This window comes from Bacillus sp. 41-22 (genome assembly GCF_025809295.1).
GTDB classification, from domain to species: Bacteria; Bacillota; Bacilli; order Bacillales; family Bacillaceae_G; genus Bacillus_A; species Bacillus_A mycoides.
Window position 1 is genome coordinate 346,631 of the sequence record NZ_CP084035.1, and the last position, 19,048, is coordinate 365,678.

Genomic DNA, 19,048 nt, shown 5'->3' on the forward strand with positions numbered 1-19,048 from the left:
AATATATTTATCTATAATAGGTGTACAGCTAACGAGGGGGAGAACGATGAGAAGACGAAATACGCAAGCGTTCACGTTTTTAGCATGGACTTCATTTGTTTGTGCGCTTTCAGGAATGCTAATTGGGATTTACACGTTAGATGAAACGCTTAGTGTAAAAGGGTACTATTTAATCGGAACATTATTTTTAACGATGTCTTGTTTTGTATTACAAAAAACAATTCGTGATAATGAGGAAGATAATGAAAGATTTCCGAAAAATAAATCGTTAGATAAAGAGTAAATTGTAAAGAAAGGCACTTGCCTTTCTTTTTTTATGTAAAAATGCCGTAAGTGCCGTGTGTTGACTTGCTTGAAGTACTGAAAATTTGGTATCATCAATAGTATTGTAGATTGAACGATATATTATGGAGGTGGCCTAGCCGTGTCAAGAATTTCCGTTGAGAATGTAAAGCACGTAGCACATTTAGCACGTCTTGCAATTACTGATCAAGAAGCAGAAAAATTTCAAAAACAACTAGATGCAATTGTTACATTTGCAGAACAGTTAAATGAATTAGATACAACTGATGTAAAACCAACAACTCATGTATTAACTATGAAAAATGTTATGCGTGAAGATGTGCCAGAAAAAGGTTTACCAGTAGAAGAAGTATTAAAAAATGCACCGGATCACAAAGATAATCAAATCCGTGTTCCAGCAGTATTAGAATAGAGGAGGGAATTTCGATGTCATTATTTGATCATTCTGTATCAGAGTTACATAAGAAGTTAAACAACAAAGAAATTTCCGTTACGGATTTAGTAGAAGAATCTTACAAACGTATTTCGGATGTTGAAGATAACGTAAAAGCTTTTCTTACATTAGATGAAGAAAATGCACGCGCGAAAGCGAAAGAATTAGATGCAAAGATTGGTGCTGAGGATAATGGTTTATTATTCGGTATGCCAATTGGTGTAAAAGATAACATTGTAACTAACGGTCTTCGTACAACTTGTGCGAGCAAAATATTAGCAAACTTCGATCCAATTTACGATGCGACAGTTGTACAAAAGCTAAAAGCTGCTGACACAGTTACAATCGGTAAATTAAATATGGACGAGTTCGCAATGGGTTCTTCAAATGAAAACTCAGGCTTCTACGCTACAAAAAATCCATGGAACTTAGATTACGTTCCAGGCGGATCTAGTGGTGGTTCTGCAGCAGCAGTAGCAGCAGGAGAAGTATTATTCTCTCTAGGTTCTGATACGGGTGGTTCTATCCGTCAGCCAGCTGCATATTGTGGCGTTGTAGGTTTAAAACCAACTTACGGACGCGTATCTCGTTACGGATTAGTAGCATTCGCATCTTCACTTGACCAAATCGGACCGATTACACGTACAGTAGAAGACAATGCATACTTATTACAAGCTATTTCAGGTATTGACCGTATGGATGCAACTTCTGCAAACGTTGAAGTAGGAAACTACTTAGCTGGTTTAACAGGTGATGTTAAAGGTTTACGTATTGCTGTACCGAAAGAATACTTAGGCGAAGGTGTTGGCGAAGAAGCTCGTGAGTCAGTACTAGCTGCTTTAAAAGTATTAGAAGGTATGGGCGCAACTTGGGAGGAAGTATCTCTTCCGCACTCTAAATACGCTCTAGCAACGTATTACTTATTATCTTCTTCTGAAGCATCTGCGAACCTTTCACGCTTTGATGGCGTACGTTACGGTGTTCGTTCTGATAATGTAAATAACTTATTAGATCTTTACAAAAACACACGTAGCGAAGGTTTCGGTGATGAAGTAAAACGTCGTATTATGCTTGGTACATTTGCTCTTAGCTCTGGTTACTATGATGCATATTACAAAAAAGCACAACAAGTACGTACATTAATTAAAAATGACTTTGAAAATGTATTTGCTAAATACGATGTTATTATTGGACCAACAACGCCAACTCCAGCATTTAAAGTGGGCGAAAAAGTGGACGATCCAATGACAATGTATGCAAATGACATTTTAACAATTCCAGTAAACTTAGCGGGTGTTCCAGCGATTTCTGTTCCATGTGGATTCGGTGCTAACAACATGCCACTTGGTCTACAAATCATTGGTAAACACTTCGATGAAACGACGATTTACCGCGTTGCACATGCGTTTGAGCAAGCAACAGACTATCATACAAAAAAAGCAAGTCTGTAAGGAGGCGAGCATAGATGAATTTAGAAACAATTATTGGTTTAGAGGTTCACGTTGAGTTAAAAACAAATTCGAAAATTTTCTCTGCGAGTCCAACAGAATTCGGAGCGGAGCCAAATACACAAACAAGTGTAATTGACTTAGGATACCCAGGGGTACTTCCTACTTTAAATAAGGAAGCAGTTAACTTTGCAATGAAAGCCGCAATGGCATTAAACTGTGAAATCGCAACGGAAACGAAGTTCGACCGTAAAAACTATTTCTACCCAGATAATCCGAAAGCTTACCAAATCTCTCAATTTGATAAGCCAATTGGTGAAAATGGTTGGATTGAAATCGAAGTAGACGGTAAAAAGAAACGTATCGGTATTACACGTCTTCATTTAGAAGAAGATGCTGGTAAATCAACGCATGCAGCTGACGGTTCATTAGTAGACTACAACCGTCAAGGGATGCCTTTAATCGAGATCGTATCTGAGCCAGATATGCGTACTCCAGAAGAAGCATATGCGTACTTAGAGAAGTTAAAATCAATCATTCAATATACAGGTGTATCTGATTGTAAGATGGAAGAAGGTTCTCTTCGTTGTGATGCGAATATTTCACTTCGTCCAGTTGGACAAGAGAAGTTCGGTACAAAAGCAGAACTGAAAAACTTAAACTCTTTCACTTACGTGCAAAAAGGTCTTGAGCATGAGCAAGTGCGCCAAGAAAAAGAATTATTATCTGGTGGTATCATCCAACAAGAAACACGTCGTTATGACGAAGCAACGAAGAAAACAATCTTAATGCGTATAAAAGAAGGATCTGACGATTACCGTTACTTCCCAGAGCCAGACTTAGTTGAACTTTACATCGACGATGAGTGGAAAGAAGAAATTCGTGCTTCTATTCCAGAACTTCCAGATGCACGTAAAGCTCGCTATGTTGAAGAAGTTGGCTTACCAGCTTATGATGCGCATGTATTGACATTAACGAAAGAGATGTCTGATTTCTTTGAAGCAACAGTTGCAGACGGTGCTGATGCGAAATTAACATCAAACTGGTTAATGGGTGAAGTACTTGCATACTTAAACAAACAACAAAAAGAATTAAAAGAAGTTGCATTAACGCCAGCTGGCTTAGCTAAAATGGTTCAATTAATTGAAAAAGGTACAATTTCTTCTAAAATCGCGAAGAAAGTATTTAATGAATTAATTGAAAAAGGTGGAGACCCAGAAGAAATCGTTAAAGCGAAAGGTCTGGTTCAAATTTCTGACGAAGGAACACTTCGTAAGGTTGTAACAGAAATTCTTGATAATAATGAGCAATCTATTGAAGACTTTAAAAACGGTAAAGACCGTGCAATTGGCTTCTTAGTTGGTCAAATTATGAAAGCTACAAAAGGACAAGCAAATCCACCGCTTGTTAATAAAATCTTACTTGAAGAGATTAATAAGCGCTAAAAAAAGAGAAGAATTCTTATTTTTGAACGCTAAAATAGTATAGATTCTTAAAGATTAAACAGAAAAAACACCCGTATTTGGGTGTTTTTTCTGAGTTAATCAAACGTTTGTTTAAATGGTGAAAAATAATTTAAACAAACGTTTGATTAACTGTCAAAAGTGAAAAAATGTTTGTATAGCAACTATGGTATGATAGTTGCAAAAAGGTGGGAATAATGATAAATCTAGACATAGAGAGTTTTTCATCTCATGAAATAATAGATAATTATTATTCATTATATGTAAATTGATGTGAGAGAATGGATAGACATAAAGTGAAACTTTAATCAGTGGGAGTTTTACTGCCTGCAAATAGCGGGATAAATTTCTTGGTTAAATAAAGCAAAACTATCAGGAGTGAATAGTTACTTTTGATGAGCTACACGAATCGGGTTCTTACTGCCTGTTTGAGCGGAATTAAAGAAGGATAGGAAGATGAGAGGAGGTAAGCATAGGGATACTGAATAAGGGTTCGGTGTATTCGTTTTTCAATGAATAAGGAATTTCCTGTGCTAATAAATGATGAAGCGAGCAAGAATTATTTATAATCCTACTTCTGGGCGCGAGCTATTTAAGAAGAGCTTACCAGAAGTATTACAAAAATTAGAACAAGCTGGATATGAAGCGTCTTGTCATGCGACAACTGGTCCTGGAGATGCGACTGTGGCAGCGAGGCAAGCTGCGGATCGTAAGTTTGATGTTGTTATCGCAGCTGGTGGTGATGGTACGTTAAATGAAGTAGTGAACGGTTTAGTAGGACATGAGCATCGTCCAAAGTTTGGAATTATTCCAGTTGGAACGACAAATGATTTTGCGCGTGCGATCGGTGTACCTCGTGTTATTGAAGAGGCTGCGGATATTATTTGTGAAGGAACAACGGTACCGTTAGATCTTGGTAGAGCAAATGATACATATTTCATTAATATCGCTGGTGGCGGCCGTATCACAGAATTAACATATGAAGTACCAAGCAAGCTAAAAACGGTATTAGGCCAACTTGCTTACTATTTAAAAGGAATCGAAATGTTACCATCATTACATCCAACATATGTTGAAATTGAGTATGATGGGAAGTTGCTACAAGAAGAAATTACGATGTTTTTAATTACGAATACTCGTTCAGTTGGTGGATTCGAAAAAGTAGCACCATATGCATCTATTAACGATGGATTATTTGATTTATTAGTACTGAAAAAAGGTTCTATCGCTGATTTAATTAAAGCAGCAACACAAGCACAGCGTGGGGAACATATTAACAATCCGAAAGTGCTATATACACAAGCGAATCGTATTAAAGTGCATTCACCTGATAAATTAATGATCAACTTAGATGGTGAATATGGCGGAGATGCACCAATGGAATTTGAAAATATATATCATTGTCTGGAACTATTTGTTCCTGAACATCAAGAGGATGCCCTGTAAAGGCATCTTTTTTTTGCTTTCACCTCACTATTTGCGAGCAATAAGATTCCCCCACTGATTAAAGTTTCTCTATGTGCAGATGAATTGTAAATTGTAAGTTAGTTTGATTTTTATGGTATTTTTACAATCCGTTTATTTTATATCCATATTTTATTGATACACTGGAAGAGATAAGAAATGAGAGGTAGGGTGCTATGGAGAAGGTAAAAGCAATATTATTTGATAAAGATGGGACATTAATGGATTTTCATTCAATTTGGATAAAAGTAGCTGAAGAGCTTGTTGCAGAATGTATAAATTTATATCAATTACCAGAATCAATGCAGCAGGCTTTATTAAAAGAGATTGGCGTAGATGGAGCATTTGTTCATCCGCGTAGTGCGCTCGCTGCTGGAACGAGTCTTGATGTGGCCAAGGGGCTTTGTAAGTATATTGCATCATCTAGAGAAGAAGAGATGCATCAATGGGTGAGTGAAAAGTTGTTTGCTCTTATGTACGAGCATCGTTCCTATATGAAAATGACTGCGGATTTACCGAGAATTTTACAAGGTTTAAAGGATAAAGGATTTATTTTAGGTGTTGTTACAGCTGATGATTTCGCACCGACAGAATTATTTTTAAAACAGTATCAATTAGAGTCTTTTTTTGATTATGTTGTAGCTTCAGATACGTTTCCAGCACAGAAGCCAGATAAAAAAATTGTAGAATCGTTTTGTGAGAGATTTAATTTAGAGACATGTGAAGTAGCAGTCATCGGGGATACACCGACGGATTTATATTTAGCGAAAAATGGTGGCGACTGTTATGCGATTGGCGTACTATCTGGTACGGGTGATCGTCAAACGCTAGAACCACTTGCAGATTTAGTATTACAATCTGTTGAAGATTTAATTTCTCATTCAGGTGAGTTTATTTGGGAACAAGGAAAGTCTAATGTATAAATGAATAAGTCTATAAGGACTCTATATGAGTCTTTATAGACTTATTTTTTATGCCGAGATAGTAAGAGAATGGGATGAATACTAGAAAGAGGAAGTTGGCATACATCTTGCAATATAAAGAGAAAACATTGTATAGAAAAGGATGGGGTACACAGTGAACACAAAAAAATTTGCTAAAGTAAATGAACAAATTCCAGGACCGAAAGCAGCGTCTTTATTAGAACGCCGCCAAAATATAGTACCAAAAGGAGTAAGTAATGGTATTCCAACATTTGTACAGTCTGCAAATGGTGCACTCGTAACAGATGTGGATGGAAATCAGTACATTGATTTCGCAGGAGCAATTGGAACAATTAATGTAGGACACTGTCATCCAGCTGTTAAAGAAGCGCTTCATAAACAAGTAGATCAATATATTCATACTGGATTTAATGTGATGATGTATGAGCCATATATTGAATTGGCAGAAAAGCTGGCCGCATTAGCGCCAGGTAATTTCGATAAACAAGTGCTGTTTTTAAATAGTGGGGCAGAAGCGGTTGAAAATGCAGTGAAGATTGCTCGTAAATATACGAAGAGACCTGGAATTATCGCATTTTCTAAAGGATTTCATGGGCGTACATTAATGACAATGACGATGACAAGTAAAGTAAAACCATATAAATTTGGATTTGGCCCATTTGCTCCAGAAGTATATAAAGCGCCATTCCCATATGAATACCGTCGCCCAGAAGGGTTAACAGAAGAGCAATATGATGATTTTATCATTGAAGAGTTTAAGAACTTCTTTATATCAGAAGTAGCACCAGAAACAATTGCAGCAGTTGTAATGGAACCTGTTCAAGGGGAAGGCGGATTTATCGTTCCAAGTAAGAAATTCGTTCAAGAAGTACGCAGCATTTGTTCAGAGCACGGTATTTTATTTGTAGCTGATGAAATTCAAACAGGCTTTAGTCGTACCGGAAAATACTTTGCAATTGATCATTATGATGTCGTTCCAGACTTAATTACGGTATCTAAATCATTAGGTGCTGGTGTACCGATAAGTGGTGTCATTGGGCGTAAAGAAATTATGAATGAGTCTGCACCGGGAGAACTGGGCGGAACATATGCAGGAAGCCCACTAGGATGTGCGGCTGCATTAGCTGTGCTTGATGTAATAGAAAAAGAGAAATTAAATGATAGAGCGATAGAAGTAGGGAAAGTCGTAATGAACCGATTCCAAGAGATGAAAAACAAATATAATTGCATCGGTGATGTGCGCGGCTTAGGGGCAATGTGTGCATTCGAGCTCGTTCAAGATCGCAAGACGAAAGCGCCTGATAAAACACTAGCGTCTAATTTATGTGCAGAAGCAAATAAGCATGGATTACTTCTACTATCAGCAGGAACATATGGAAATGTTATTCGTGTTTTAATGCCATTAGTGATTACAGATGAGCAACTTGAGGAAGGTTTAACAATAATTGAAGAATCATTGCAAGCTTGTTATGAGCAAGCAAATATCGCTCGTGTTTAAAGAATTGGGATAACTTAAAAAAGGGCATAAAGCTTTTCTTTTTAGGCGGAAGAGAGCATCTGGTCATATATAGAATCGATCAGCCCCTTTTCCTGCCCCATGCCAAGCTAAAACAAAGTGAGGGTGTGGTTGCGATGGCATTCTGTATTTTTCAAGGCAGCGAATTATGTGTTGAAAAATATAAATAGATTTGTATAAATAACAAATTGAAAACATTCTAGCTTACTCTATATAAAATGCAGAAAATTCACTTTATACTAAAGGTAGTGAAGTGAATCGATGGATTTAAAGTAAGGGGTGGCTAGGATGGTTGCAGAAAAGGAACGAGTGTTGATGGATTTACAAGATGTATTTGAATATGCATTTGACGAAATTTTTGTTACGGATGATAAAGGAATCGTTGTACGTGTAAATAGCATGTGTGAAAGACATTACCAGCTCTCTGCTAAGGAATTAGTAGGAAAGCATGTAAAAGAACTACAAAAAGAAGGGATTTTTTATCCGTCTGCAACGTTAGAAGTAATTGAAAAGAAAAGGCCAGTTGAACTTGTTCAAACAACGAAATCAGGAGAGTATTTGCATGTTCGTACAAGGCCTGTTTTTGATGATGAGGGAAATTTAAGAAGAGTGATTAGTTATTCTCGTGATCTTACAGAACTCTATCAATTACGTCAAAAGGTAGAGGAAATGGATAATCAGTTAAAAACATATAAAAAAGAATTAAGAGAAACATATGAACACGAAGGACTTATTTTTAAAAGTATCGCTATGCAAAAAATAATCGAAACAATAAAAAAAGTATCAGTAGTAGATAGTACTGTTCTCGTATTAGGTGAGACTGGAGTGGGGAAAAGCCGATTAGTACGCCATTTGCATGAAGTGAGTCACCGGAAGAATGAAAGTTTCTATGAAATTAATTGTGCGGCATTGCCGACGAATTTAATCGAATCTGAGCTTTTTGGATATTCAGGTGGGTCTTTTACAGGTGCAAATCGTGAAGGGAAAAAAGGGCTATTAGAATCAGCGCATAAAGGAACCCTTTTCTTAGATGAAATTGGTGAAATGCCGCTTGAAATTCAAGCGAAGCTTTTGCAAGTATTGCAAGAAAAAACGTTTCGTCCTATAGGCGGAAGAGAATTAAAAAAGGTGGACGTTAGAATTGTAGCGGCAACAAATAGAGATTTAAGTACGATGGTGAAACAAGGAACATTCCGGAAAGATTTATACTATCGTCTGAATGTCATTCCAATTTCAATTCCACCACTTCGGGAGAGAACAGAAGACATTTTGCCGCTCATCTATCATTATTTACAGCATTTTAATAAAAAGTACGGACGGGATGTAAAGTTAGCTCCTAGTACGTTACAAATGTTTGTAGGGTACCCTTGGGAAGGAAATAATAGAGAGATTGAAAATGTAATTGAACGAATTGTTATCACTGCTGATGATTTTGTAACGGTAGAAGATTTGCCACTATCTATGCAAGAGGCAACAGTTGAACAATCTGGACAAAGTCTTTATAGAATGCTGGAAGAGGTAGAGAGAAATATTATTCTTAAAGCGTATAAAACGTATGGATCAAGTTATAAAGTGGCTGAGTTTTTACAAATAAGTCAATCTGCTGCTACTAGGAAGATTAAGAAGTTCATAGAGGAGGAAGAAAACATTGGATAAAAAAGCGACGTTCGTAAACTTAGAGAAAAAAGCGATGTATATAAATGGTGAGTGGATTACACTGCAAGAACAAATCGAAGTGAATAATCCAGCGACAAAGGAAGTATTTGCAACTGTACCAAAGGGCGGGATTACAGAGGCAAAGCAAGCAGTTGATGCTGCACATGAGGCTTTTAAATTATGGTCAAAATTAACGGCAGCGGATCGCGCAGTAAAGTTAAAAAAATGGTTCACGCTCATTGATGAAAATAAAGAAGAAATCGCAGCAATCATGACGAGAGAGCAAGGGAAGCCGTTTGCAGAAGCACTTGGTGAAGTGAATTATGCAAATAGTTTTGTTGAATGGTACGCAGAAGAAGGAAAGCGAATATACGGTGAAATGATTCCTGCTTCTCATCCGAATAAGCGTATTTTAGTTATGAAGCAACCAGTTGGGGTTATGGCAGCTATTACGCCTTGGAATTTCCCGGCTGCTATGATTACGAGAAAGGTAGCTCCAGCACTTGCAGCAGGCTGTACGGCAGTTGTGAAACCAGCGAGTCAAACGCCATTAACTGCATTGAAGTTAGTTGAATTAGCACATGAAGCAGATATTCCAAAAGGTGTAATAAATATTGTAACAGGTAGTGCAAAAGCAATTGCTGATACGTGGATGGAAGATGAGCGCGTTCGAAAAGTTTCCTTTACAGGATCAACTGAAATTGGAAAAGAATTAATGGCTAGCGCTGCGCAAACGATGAAAAAGGTTTCGCTTGAATTAGGTGGTCACGCTCCATTTATTGTTATGAATGATGCTGATTTAGATAAGGCGGTAGAAGCGGTAATTGGTTCGAAATTCCGTAACGCAGGACAAACGTGTATATGTACAAACCGCATCTTTGTTCAAGAAGAAGTCTATGAAGAATTTGCAGGGAAGTTCACAACAGCTGTAGAGCAGCTTAAAGTCGGAGATGGATTCGGCGAAGGAACAACTGTAGGTCCACTTATTGATGCGAATGCAGTTTCGAAAGTACAAGAACATATTGAAGATGCAATTCAAAAGGGCGGAGAAGTTTTATACGGTGGCCATAAATTTGCAGAGTTAGATGGTTATTTCATTCAGCCAACAGTAATTGGATTGGCAAATGACAAGATGCTTTGTATGAATGAAGAAACATTTGGACCGGTTGCACCAGTTGCGAAATTTAAAACAGTTGAAGAAGTAATCGAACGAGCAAATAATACACCATATGGCTTGGCTGCTTATATTTTCACAAAAGATATTAGCCAAGCATTCCAAATTAGTGAAGCGTTAGAGTACGGAATTATCGGCTTAAACGATGGCCTTCCATCAGTTGCACAAGCACCATTTGGAGGCTTTAAAGAAAGTGGTATCGGCCGTGAAGGAGGCCATTTCGGTATCGAGGAATATTTAGAAATTAAATATATTTCGTTAGGACTATAAGTAGTATACTAGAATCTCTATAAGGTAACAGAGAAGGAGATTCTAGTATGGTATATTGGCTATTATTACTCGTAACAATTATTTTTGAAGTAGCTGGAACGATTGCGATGAAGTTATCGAACGGTTTAACAAAGCTTGTTCCAAGTGTACTTATTTTCGTATTCTATGGAATTTGTTTCAGCGTGTTTGCTATCGTTGTTAAAAAGATTAATTTAAGCATTGCTTATGCAATTTGGTCTGGTGTGGGAACGCTACTTATTACAATCATTAGTGTGTACTTTTTTAAAGAGCATATTAATTTATTCCAAGCATTTTGTATTCTCTTTATTGTTTTAGGAGTAATTGGACTGAAAGTGTCATCGGCATCATAAAAGGCTATCTTCCGGCGTGGAAGATAGCCTTTTATTTTTATTAAAACGCCCAGTTACCTTTACGGAAGATCGGCTCATGTCTTCCATCAGCTGTAATGCCGTCGATATCAAGCTCAGCTGATCCAATCATGAAGTCTTCGTGTGTAATACTAGCGTTTGCGCCATTTTCAGCAAGTTCTTCTTTAGACATTGTTTTTCCGCCAACTAAGTTAAATGCATAAGCATTTCCGATTGCAAGGTGGCAAGATGCATTTTCATCAAATAGCGTATTGTAGAATAAAATATTTGTGTTTGAAATTGGTGAATCATGAGGTACTAAAGCTACTTCGCCTAAGAAGTGAGAACCTTCATCTGTTTCTACTAAATGTTTTAAAGCCTCTTCACCAGATTCAGCTTTATAGTCTACGATACGTCCGTTTTCAAATGTTAACGTGAAGTTATCAATAATGTTACCTGCAAATGCTAACGGTTTTGTGCTAGATACTTGGCCGTTCACACCTGTTTTAAGAGGCATTGTAAATACTTCTTCAGTTGGAATGTTAGCCATAAATGCTACGTTCTTTTCATTTAAGCTACCAGCACCAGCCCATACATGCTTCTCTGGAAGTTCGATTGTTAAGTCTGTTCCAGGGCCTGTATAGTGAAGAGCTTTATAATGTTTTTCGTTTAAGTAATCTACTTTTGTATGTAGTGTTTCATCATGTTCTTTCCATGCTTCCACAGGATTTTCTAAATCAGCACGAGTAGCTTTGAAGATAGCATCCCATAGCTTTGTTTCTTGTTCTTCTGGCGCTACGTCAGGGAATACTTTTGCAGCCCATTCTTTCGTAGGAACAGAAATTACGCACCAGCTTACTTTATCTGCTTGTACATAATCACGGTATACTTTCATCGCTTCTCCAGCTACTTTATGAGCTGTTGCAATTTTCTTTGGTTCTACACCTTTTAATAAATCAGGATTCTCTGCATAGATGGACATAAATGCAGCGCCTTCTTTTGCTAATTCTTCACGAGCATGTGCTTTCCAAGAAGGGAATTCAGAGAAAGCTTCTTCAGGAGCTAGATCGAACTTTAAGCGTGTTAACGTCTCATCATTCCAATCAACATATACGTGTTTTGCACCAGATTTATATGCTTTTTCTGTAACGAGGCGTACAAACTGTACAGCCTCAAGAGGTGCACTGATTGATAAAGTTTGTCCGGGTTGAATATTAACACCAACATTGACTGCAAGGGCAGCATATTTCTCTAACGTTTGTTCAAATGACATATGTATAATCTCCTTTAGTTTGAAAGATTTCTTACTATATATAATACAAGAAAATTCTAAAAATATATATAAATATAACGTAAAAAGAGAGCTCAAAATGTATTGAGCTCTGATAGTTATTTAATCGAAGAAGCAAATTGTTCTACAGTCGTTGTATGGTGTATGCGAACACGCTTCATTTTTAACAATTCATCAGGTTCACCTTTCGTAATGAATTGTCCAGGCTTCGTTGTTGTTGCAAATTGATAGTGTTTCTTTGTTTCTGCGACAACTTTATCATCTACATGACCGAATGGATAAGCAATTGCGATAACAGGCTTACCTGTTATTTTCTCTAGCTTTTCTTTTGATCCTTTTAACTCTTCATCATAGTTTGTAATTTTCGGCAAGTCTGCGTGTGTTGCTGTGTGAGATTGTACAGAAAAAATACCTGAATCAACCATTTCTTTTATTTCAGATGTAGAAAGAGCTCCTTCTACATCAACGTTATCAACAATCATATATTCTGTTGCCGCTGGTTTAAATGTATCGTCTTTTAGTTTTTGTAAAACATGAAATGCATTCATATTATTTTTCATACCGTCATCAAATGTAACGAAAATCGGCTTGTTTACTTTATTTATATCGCCCCAGCGTTCAAACGTTAACAAAGTATAACCATTTTCTTTTAAATACTTCATTTGTGCTTCAAAGTTAGCAGGTGATACGAATAAATCTTTAATACCTTGTCCATGATAATCATCAATTGCGTGGTACATAAGAACAGGAACTTTTTGCTCGAAAGTAATAGTAGATTTCGTAAGTGGAATAGTTTTTCCGCCCTCTGTTGTTCCTGTAGCTTCAATTTGATATTCACCGCGTTTTCCTTCAAATTCTTTTATATCAAAGGGAAGTGTAAATTGTTGATTTTTCTCTTTAGAAGAAAAGGATTTAGCACTTTCCTTTCCATCAGCAGTGCGCCAAATTTTATATTGTACTTCGGTTAAAGAATCTTTTATGTCTGTAATATGAATATTTGCGTTTGTAGATTCGTGCGTAATTGGATTATAAGAAATTTTACCTTGTTCCCGCACCGTCTCTTCTTGTTTTTTGAACTCTTGTACCTTTTTCTCTTTTTTAGGTTCTTGGCTTACATTGCTAGTATTACAGCCTACTAGAATAGCAGATGTACATAAAGCAATCGCTGCGTATTTTCTCATAAAATCACCTTCTATTGTGTATTATGTTGCATGCTTACATTAAAATCCCCACCGCTATAAGAGAGGTGGGGATATACCCTTGTTCATCATATCATTTTTAGGTGAATGGTAGGTTAGTGACTTTGAATAGAGGTATTCTTGCGTTTCTTATTTGATTTGATAATGATATAACCTACTACAAAAATAAGAGGGATAATGAATACATAGATTGGCATTCCCCATACATAATAGCTTTTCATGCTTAAAACTAGTAAGTGTAAGAAGTCGAAAAGGGCGTGAGCTTTCATAATATCCTCCAATATATTTTTTACAAATTATAACATTGTTCATTTGTGATTTGTATATTTTGGTAAATGATTCAAGTTAATTTTAAAGTAAGAGAAAGGTTTATTAATATGCAATTTTGCATATGTAGAGTAGTTTCTATTAAAATATCAGGATCTTGGACTATAATAAGAACCGCTATAAATGTAAGTAAGAATGATGTACGGAGTGGAGAACAGAAATGAAATATAAAAAACTAGTATATATCCTTTTCATATCGCTATTCATAGTCGGTTGTCAAAGTGAAGTGAGTAAAGCGAATAGTGTGGAGGAGTATATTCCATCACGCCTTATGAATGCGGAAGTTACGGCGGATATTATGACGCTAGAATTTCCTTATGGGATAAAAGAGAAATTGGAGAAAATCGGAAATAAGATGAGCGCTAGCATTACAAATAATTTAGATTGGTATTTGAAGTATGCAGAAGAAGAAATTATCCCGAAAAAAACTTTTCCTTATCATCAAAACTTGGGTATTACAAAAGAAGAATATGATTTTATGATAGATGAAATGAATAATGCAGAATATATAAATACAAAAGACGGAAAACTCTTTTTTAAAAAGAAAGACCATGAAATTCAAATTCTCTCTGATGAGAATTTGAAACTAATTAAAAATATTCGAATTGATACAGAGAAGAATACAATTAAAACTCCTTTTGGAGAGTGTGAATATGAAGGTGAAATAAAGGCATCGGATGAACAAAAAGCTACTGGGCCATGGAGTGGGAAGATGTGGACCTTAAAAAGCGATGGATTACTTTATCATTTTTCATTAGGAAAGTTAAAAAACATAAACAAATCTATCATTTATATTTCAATAAAAGGTATATATAAAGATAGGATTATCAATACAGAAGAAGCGGTCGAATTTCACTCGGTTTCATAAAGAATCAAAAAATCACCTTACTTAAACAAGTAAGGTGATTTTTTATTAAATAAACAATCCAGCGATTGTTGCAGATAAAATAGAAGCAAGTGTCGATGCAAATAGCATTTTCCAACCGAATTTTGATACGATGCTTCCTTGCTTTTCAGAAAGGGCACGGATTGTACCAACGATTGCACCAATTTGGCTAATACTTGCAAAGCTAATTAAGAATACAGTAACGATTCCAACTGTACGTGGATCTAATGTTGCAGCAGCGCCTTTTAAATCAAGGATTGCTACAAACTCGTTTAATACAATCTTCGTACCCATAATACCACCAGCTGGGATAATATCATGAGTTGGGATACCCATTAAGAATGCGAATGGAGCAAGTATATAACCGAAGATTTGTTGTAAAGTAACAGCATATCCCATTGCACCTGAAGCAGCGCTAATTACGTAGTTTACAACTTCCATAACACCGATAAAGGCGATCATTAATGCGGCAACGATACCAGCTACTTTTAAACCATCAAGCGCACCGTTAATCATTGCGCCGATAAAGCTGTCTCCGAATAGAGTTCTATCAAATTTTTGAATCACTTCATCTTCCTTTTTCGTATCAACTGGTGTTAATAACGAACAAACGATTAAGCTTGAGAATAAGTTTAGTGGAAGAGCTGCTAGTACATATTTCGCATCTAACATCATTACGTATGATGCTGTAACAGAAGCAGAAACTGAGCTCATCGCAGAACAACAAATGATAAACATACGGTTTTTATTAAAATGCTGTAAATCGTTTTTAATAACGATTAACGCTTCACTTGAACCGAAGAATACAGAGTTTACTGCGTGGAATGATTCAACGCGTGGTAAACCAGTAATTTTTGAAATTGCACCGCCGACAACGCGAACGATGAATGGTAAAACACCTAAATAACTAAAGATAGAAAGTAGTGCTGAGAAAAATACGATAATTAATAATACATTTAAGAAAAAGACAAAATCTCTTTGAATTCCATTAAAGAGAAAATCGACACCTGTCGTACCAAGTTTAATTAGTTTGTTGAAAACTTTACTAATGAAGATGATAATTTGTTGACCAATTTTTGTGCCAAACATAAACCAACCGATTAAAATTTGGAAACCAATCATAATAGCAATTGCACGGAAGTTGATTTTACTTTTGTTGTTTGACAAAGCAAAGCATAAACCTAAAACGACAAGAATACCGATAATGCTCATTACATATTGCATGTAGTTGCCCCTTTCAGAAGTTCGTATAAAGTTTTTACATAAAACGCTCGTTATATTACTAAAAATAAAGTAATGGAAGTTTCATGTCATACGTAAGATGTCTGACCTTTTTGAAAAATAAAAAAAGACCCCTATGGATTCACTTTCATCTATGAGAGAAAGCTAATCAATAGGAGTCTTTTTTATACATAGGCTAATATTCATTAGTTTTCCCCATAGTCCAGCAATTTAAGGTTGCCGGGTAGAAACTCTCGATCCATATTATCGACTATATATGAGGTAACATCGTCCGTATTAAATTAGTAGTAGCGTAACATTACTAGAGAACTATCGTCAATAGCTTTTTTTCTTCCAATAGAAATAGACCATATAAGTATGATAAAATGTAACGCAGTGTTATGAAAAAGAGAGGTCGGAAAATGAGTATAAAAATGACGCCACCAGTTGAAAAAAACGAGTTTATAGATGTAGTGTTTGAAGATTTAACACATGATGGTGCCGGTGTTGCGAAAGTGAAGGGATATCCTATTTTCGTAAAAAACGGATTACCAGGTGAGGAAGCGCAAATTAAAATTATTAAAGTGAAGAAAAATTTCGCGTTTGGTCGTTTAATGAAGCTTCATCAAGAAAGTCCATATCGTAAAGATGCAGAATGCCCCGTGTACAACGAGTGCGGAGGTTGTCAACTTCAGCACTTAACATATGAAGGACAATTAAAAGCGAAAGAAAAACAAGTACGTGACGTTATGCAGCGCATCGGTGGATTAAGTGATGTTCCTGTTCATCCTGTACTTGGAATGAAAAACCCGTGGGTATACCGCAATAAAGCACAAGTGCCAATTGGAGAACGTGAAGGTGGACTTGTAGCTGGTTTCTATCGTCAAGGAACGCATGACATCATTAATATGGAATCATGCTTAATTCAGGCGGAAGAAAACGATACATTAATTCAAGAAGTAAAACGTATTTGTGAAAAGCACGGTATTTCGGCTTATAATGAAGAGCGTAACAAAGGAACACTTCGCCACGTAATGGCTCGCTACGGACAAGTAACAGGGGAAATTATGCTTGTCTTTATTACACGTACAGCTGAATTGCCAAATAAAGAAGCAATCATTGAAGAAATCGCAGCGAAATTCCCAGAAGTAAAATCAATCGTTCAAAACGTAAACACGAAACGTACAAACGTTATTTTCGGAGACAAAACGACAGTACTGTACGGATCAGAATATATTTATGACTTTATCGGTGACATTAAATTCGCGATTTCAGCACGTTCATTCTATCAAGTAAACCCAGAACAAACGAAAGTGCTATACGATAAAACGTTAGAATACGCAAAATTAAATGGTAACGAAACAGTAATTGATGCCTATTGCGGAATTGGATCAATCTCCTTATTCCTAGCACAAAAAGCGAAAAAAGTGTACGGCGTTGAAATCGTCCCAGAAGCAATCGAAGACGCAAACCGAAACGCAGCACTAAACAACATGACAAACGCTGAATTTGGCGTAGGAGAAGCAGAAGTAGTCATTCCAAAATGGTACAAAGAAGGCGTAATCGCCGACACAATGGTCGTAGACCCACCGCGTAAAGGCTGTGATGAAGCATTACTAAACACAATCATCGACATGAAGCCAAAGCGCGTCGTATATGTATCGTGTAACCCAGCAACATTAGCACGCGACTTAAAAGTGCTAGAAGAAGGCGGATATAAAACACAGGAAGTACAGCCTGTTGATATGTTCCCGCATACGACTCATGTAGAGTGTGTGACTTGGCTTAAGTTGGTATAATAAAAAAGCAGTTGATATAGAAAAATCTATACCATCTGCTTTTTGGTTTATAAAAATACCATTCAGCAACGATTTTAGTTAAAATGAATATTGCTGATTTTCACAAAATATAAATGTCCAAATGTACTTTTGCTATTTGGCTTTATATTTTTAAATTGAGAGTTTGAAATTGTATTCATATTGAGAGGATTTGAATTTGAAATGATAGATAATTTTTGGAATGATTTACCACGACCATTTTTCGTACTTGCACCAATGGAAGATGTGACAGACGTTGTTTTCCGTCACGTAGTAAGTGAAGCTGGTAGCCCAGATGTATTCTTCACAGAGTTTACAAACTCGGATAGCTATTGTCATCCAGAAGGTATGAAAAGTGTACGTGGCCGTTTAATTTTTACAGAAGATGAGCAACCGATAGTGGCGCATATTTGGGGAGATAATCCTGAATATTTCCGTCAAATGAGTATTGGTATGGCAGAGTTAGGATTTAAAGGTATTGATATTAATATGGGCTGCCCTGTACCGAACGTAGCATCAAGAGGAAAAGGTAGTGGTCTTATTCTACGTCCAGACGTTGCGGCAGAACTTATTCAAGCAGCAAAAGCGGGCGGACTACCTGTCAGCGTAAAAACACGACTTGGCTTTAAAGGGTTAAGCGAGTGGGAGGATTGGTTAACGCACATTTTTAAACAAGATATTGCAAACCTTTCTATTCATTTACGTACAAGAGAAGAAATGAGCCAAGTAGATGCGCACTGGGAACTAATTCCGGAAATTAAAAAATTACGTGACCGTATCGCACCAAATACGCTAATAACAATCAATGGAGACATTCCTGACCGTCAAACTGGAATGGAACTTGCAGAAAAATACGGTATTGATGGCGTTATGATTGGACGAGGAATCTTTAAAAATCCGTTTGCCTTTGAAAAAGAACCGAGAGAGCATAGCAGTCAAGAACACCTTGACCTTTTAAGACTGCAGCTTGACCTTCAAGATCAATATGCAGAAGTACTACCACGTTCAATCACAGGGCTTCATCGCTTCTTCAAAATTTATGTAAAAGGATTCCCTGGAGCTGCTGAACTAAGAAATCAATTGATGAACACGAAATCAACTGATGAAGTGCGTGCGTTGCTTGATAAGTTTGAGGCGAGTGTTGATAAGGATGGAGATAGTGAAACAGTGTAACTTTTGAAAGTTAGAGGGGATAGGGTGTAGCGATTTTATGAGTGTTTGTTCCATTTTAATTAAGGTGAACCGTATCATAAGTAAGTGAGGTATTC

At 36.7% G+C, this 19,048-nt stretch carries 16 protein-coding genes and 1 riboswitch; of the genes, 13 read left to right on the top strand and 3 right to left on the bottom strand.

The annotated features are described in order from the left end of the window. The first annotated feature begins 46 nt into the window (after positions 1-46). The 10 genes from LCF45_RS01875 to LCF45_RS01920 all read left to right on the top strand — a co-directional run bounded on the left by LCF45_RS01875 (position 47) and on the right by LCF45_RS01920 (position 11,042). Entirely contained in the window at positions 47-283 is a 237-nt protein-coding gene (locus tag LCF45_RS01875; protein WP_002029490.1) for a YiaA/YiaB family inner membrane protein, read from the top strand. Between the two features lie 141 nt (positions 284-424). Beyond that, complete coding sequence (gene gatC, locus LCF45_RS01880) at positions 425-715, top strand: Asp-tRNA(Asn)/Glu-tRNA(Gln) amidotransferase subunit GatC (protein WP_000086999.1); 291 nt, start codon at positions 425-427, stop codon at positions 713-715. Between the two features lie 14 nt (positions 716-729). Beyond that, entirely contained in the window at positions 730-2,187 is a 1,458-nt protein-coding gene (gatA, locus tag LCF45_RS01885) for an Asp-tRNA(Asn)/Glu-tRNA(Gln) amidotransferase subunit GatA (protein WP_263894481.1), read from the top strand. A gap of 14 nt (positions 2,188-2,201) precedes the next feature. Continuing rightward, positions 2,202-3,629 carry an Asp-tRNA(Asn)/Glu-tRNA(Gln) amidotransferase subunit GatB gene (gene gatB / locus LCF45_RS01890; protein WP_263894482.1) on the top strand — a complete coding sequence of 476 codons (1,428 nt, stop codon included), beginning with the start codon at positions 2,202-2,204 and terminating at the stop codon, positions 3,627-3,629. A gap of 558 nt (positions 3,630-4,187) precedes the next feature. Next, the gene (locus LCF45_RS01895) at positions 4,188-5,093 is read left to right on the top strand and encodes a diacylglycerol kinase (protein ID WP_002010051.1); all 906 of its coding nucleotides are present in this window, start codon (positions 4,188-4,190) and stop codon (positions 5,091-5,093) included. A 194-nt stretch (positions 5,094-5,287) separates the two neighbouring features. Continuing rightward, entirely contained in the window at positions 5,288-6,034 is a 747-nt protein-coding gene (locus tag LCF45_RS01900) for an HAD family hydrolase (protein WP_078178030.1), read from the top strand. 154 nt (positions 6,035-6,188) lie between these two features. After that, the gene (gabT, locus tag LCF45_RS01905; protein WP_002124901.1) at positions 6,189-7,553 is read left to right on the top strand and encodes a 4-aminobutyrate--2-oxoglutarate transaminase; all 1,365 of its coding nucleotides are present in this window, start codon (positions 6,189-6,191) and stop codon (positions 7,551-7,553) included. Positions 7,554-7,859: 306 nt separating this feature from the next. Continuing rightward, positions 7,860-9,227, top strand: coding sequence for a sigma-54 interaction domain-containing protein (locus LCF45_RS01910; RefSeq protein WP_002029493.1), 1,368 nt, complete (start codon positions 7,860-7,862; stop codon positions 9,225-9,227). Beyond that, the gene (gene gabD / locus LCF45_RS01915) at positions 9,220-10,671 is read left to right on the top strand and encodes an NADP-dependent succinate-semialdehyde dehydrogenase (protein WP_002191777.1); all 1,452 of its coding nucleotides are present in this window, start codon (positions 9,220-9,222) and stop codon (positions 10,669-10,671) included. The genes LCF45_RS01910 and gabD overlap by 8 nt, the downstream gene beginning before the upstream one ends. Positions 10,672-10,718: 47 nt before the next feature. Next, a complete protein-coding gene (locus LCF45_RS01920; protein ID WP_002029495.1) occupies positions 10,719-11,042 on the top strand; it encodes a DMT family transporter in 324 nt (107 codons plus the stop codon). Positions 11,043-11,082: 40 nt separating this feature from the next. On the opposite strand, the gene LCF45_RS01925 is transcribed toward LCF45_RS01920, so the two are convergent. Continuing rightward, positions 11,083-12,312, bottom strand: a complete 1,230-nt coding sequence (locus LCF45_RS01925) for an aminopeptidase (protein ID WP_002010058.1) — start codon at positions 12,310-12,312, stop codon at positions 11,083-11,085. A 116-nt stretch (positions 12,313-12,428) separates the two neighbouring features. Beyond that, positions 12,429-13,511, bottom strand: coding sequence for a polysaccharide deacetylase family protein (locus tag LCF45_RS01930; protein ID WP_263894485.1), 1,083 nt, complete (start codon positions 13,509-13,511; stop codon positions 12,429-12,431). A gap of 505 nt (positions 13,512-14,016) precedes the next feature. Here LCF45_RS01930 and LCF45_RS01935 point away from each other — a divergent pair. Continuing rightward, complete coding sequence (locus tag LCF45_RS01935; protein WP_002124912.1) at positions 14,017-14,724, top strand: hypothetical protein; 708 nt, start codon at positions 14,017-14,019, stop codon at positions 14,722-14,724. 45 nt (positions 14,725-14,769) lie between these two features. Here the strand turns inward: LCF45_RS01935 and LCF45_RS01940 are convergent, their stop codons facing one another. Further along, positions 14,770-15,966: a NupC/NupG family nucleoside CNT transporter gene (locus LCF45_RS01940; protein WP_002063580.1), complete on the bottom strand. Its 1,197-nt coding sequence runs from the start codon at positions 15,964-15,966 to the stop codon at positions 14,770-14,772. Positions 15,967-16,162: 196 nt separating this feature from the next. Next, a riboswitch (purine riboswitch) is annotated at positions 16,163-16,264 on the bottom strand. Positions 16,265-16,385: 121 nt separating this feature from the next. Here LCF45_RS01940 and rlmD point away from each other — a divergent pair. Both rlmD and LCF45_RS01950 read left to right on the top strand, forming a co-directional pair. After that, complete coding sequence (gene rlmD / locus LCF45_RS01945; protein ID WP_002124913.1) at positions 16,386-17,762, top strand: 23S rRNA (uracil(1939)-C(5))-methyltransferase RlmD; 1,377 nt, start codon at positions 16,386-16,388, stop codon at positions 17,760-17,762. A 201-nt stretch (positions 17,763-17,963) separates the two neighbouring features. Beyond that, positions 17,964-18,953: a tRNA dihydrouridine synthase gene (locus LCF45_RS01950; protein ID WP_263894486.1), complete on the top strand. Its 990-nt coding sequence runs from the start codon at positions 17,964-17,966 to the stop codon at positions 18,951-18,953. Positions 18,954-19,048: the final 95 nt, after the last annotated feature.

What these genes read in the sequence shown, in the direction of transcription:
- LCF45_RS01910 (WP_002029493.1), top strand. Translation starts at nt 7,860, where the DNA reads ATGGTTGCAGAAAAGGAACGAGTGTTGATGGATTTACAAGATGTATTT.
- LCF45_RS01950 (WP_263894486.1), top strand. Translation starts at nt 17,964, where the DNA reads ATGATAGATAATTTTTGGAATGATTTACCACGACCATTTTTCGTACTT.
- LCF45_RS01875 (WP_002029490.1), top strand. Translation starts at nt 47, where the DNA reads ATGAGAAGACGAAATACGCAAGCGTTCACGTTTTTAGCATGGACTTCA.
- LCF45_RS01920 (WP_002029495.1), top strand. Translation starts at nt 10,719, where the DNA reads ATGGTATATTGGCTATTATTACTCGTAACAATTATTTTTGAAGTAGCT.
- LCF45_RS01925 (WP_002010058.1), bottom strand. Translation starts at nt 12,312, where the DNA reads ATGTCATTTGAACAAACGTTAGAGAAATATGCTGCCCTTGCAGTCAAT.
- LCF45_RS01935 (WP_002124912.1), top strand. Translation starts at nt 14,017, where the DNA reads ATGAAATATAAAAAACTAGTATATATCCTTTTCATATCGCTATTCATA.
- LCF45_RS01940 (WP_002063580.1), bottom strand. Translation starts at nt 15,966, where the DNA reads ATGCAATATGTAATGAGCATTATCGGTATTCTTGTCGTTTTAGGTTTA.
- rlmD (WP_002124913.1), top strand. Translation starts at nt 16,386, where the DNA reads ATGAGTATAAAAATGACGCCACCAGTTGAAAAAAACGAGTTTATAGAT.
- gatA (WP_263894481.1), top strand. Translation starts at nt 730, where the DNA reads ATGTCATTATTTGATCATTCTGTATCAGAGTTACATAAGAAGTTAAAC.
- LCF45_RS01895 (WP_002010051.1), top strand. Translation starts at nt 4,188, where the DNA reads ATGATGAAGCGAGCAAGAATTATTTATAATCCTACTTCTGGGCGCGAG.
- LCF45_RS01930 (WP_263894485.1), bottom strand. Translation starts at nt 13,511, where the DNA reads ATGAGAAAATACGCAGCGATTGCTTTATGTACATCTGCTATTCTAGTA.
- LCF45_RS01900 (WP_078178030.1), top strand. Translation starts at nt 5,288, where the DNA reads ATGGAGAAGGTAAAAGCAATATTATTTGATAAAGATGGGACATTAATG.
- gatB (WP_263894482.1), top strand. Translation starts at nt 2,202, where the DNA reads ATGAATTTAGAAACAATTATTGGTTTAGAGGTTCACGTTGAGTTAAAA.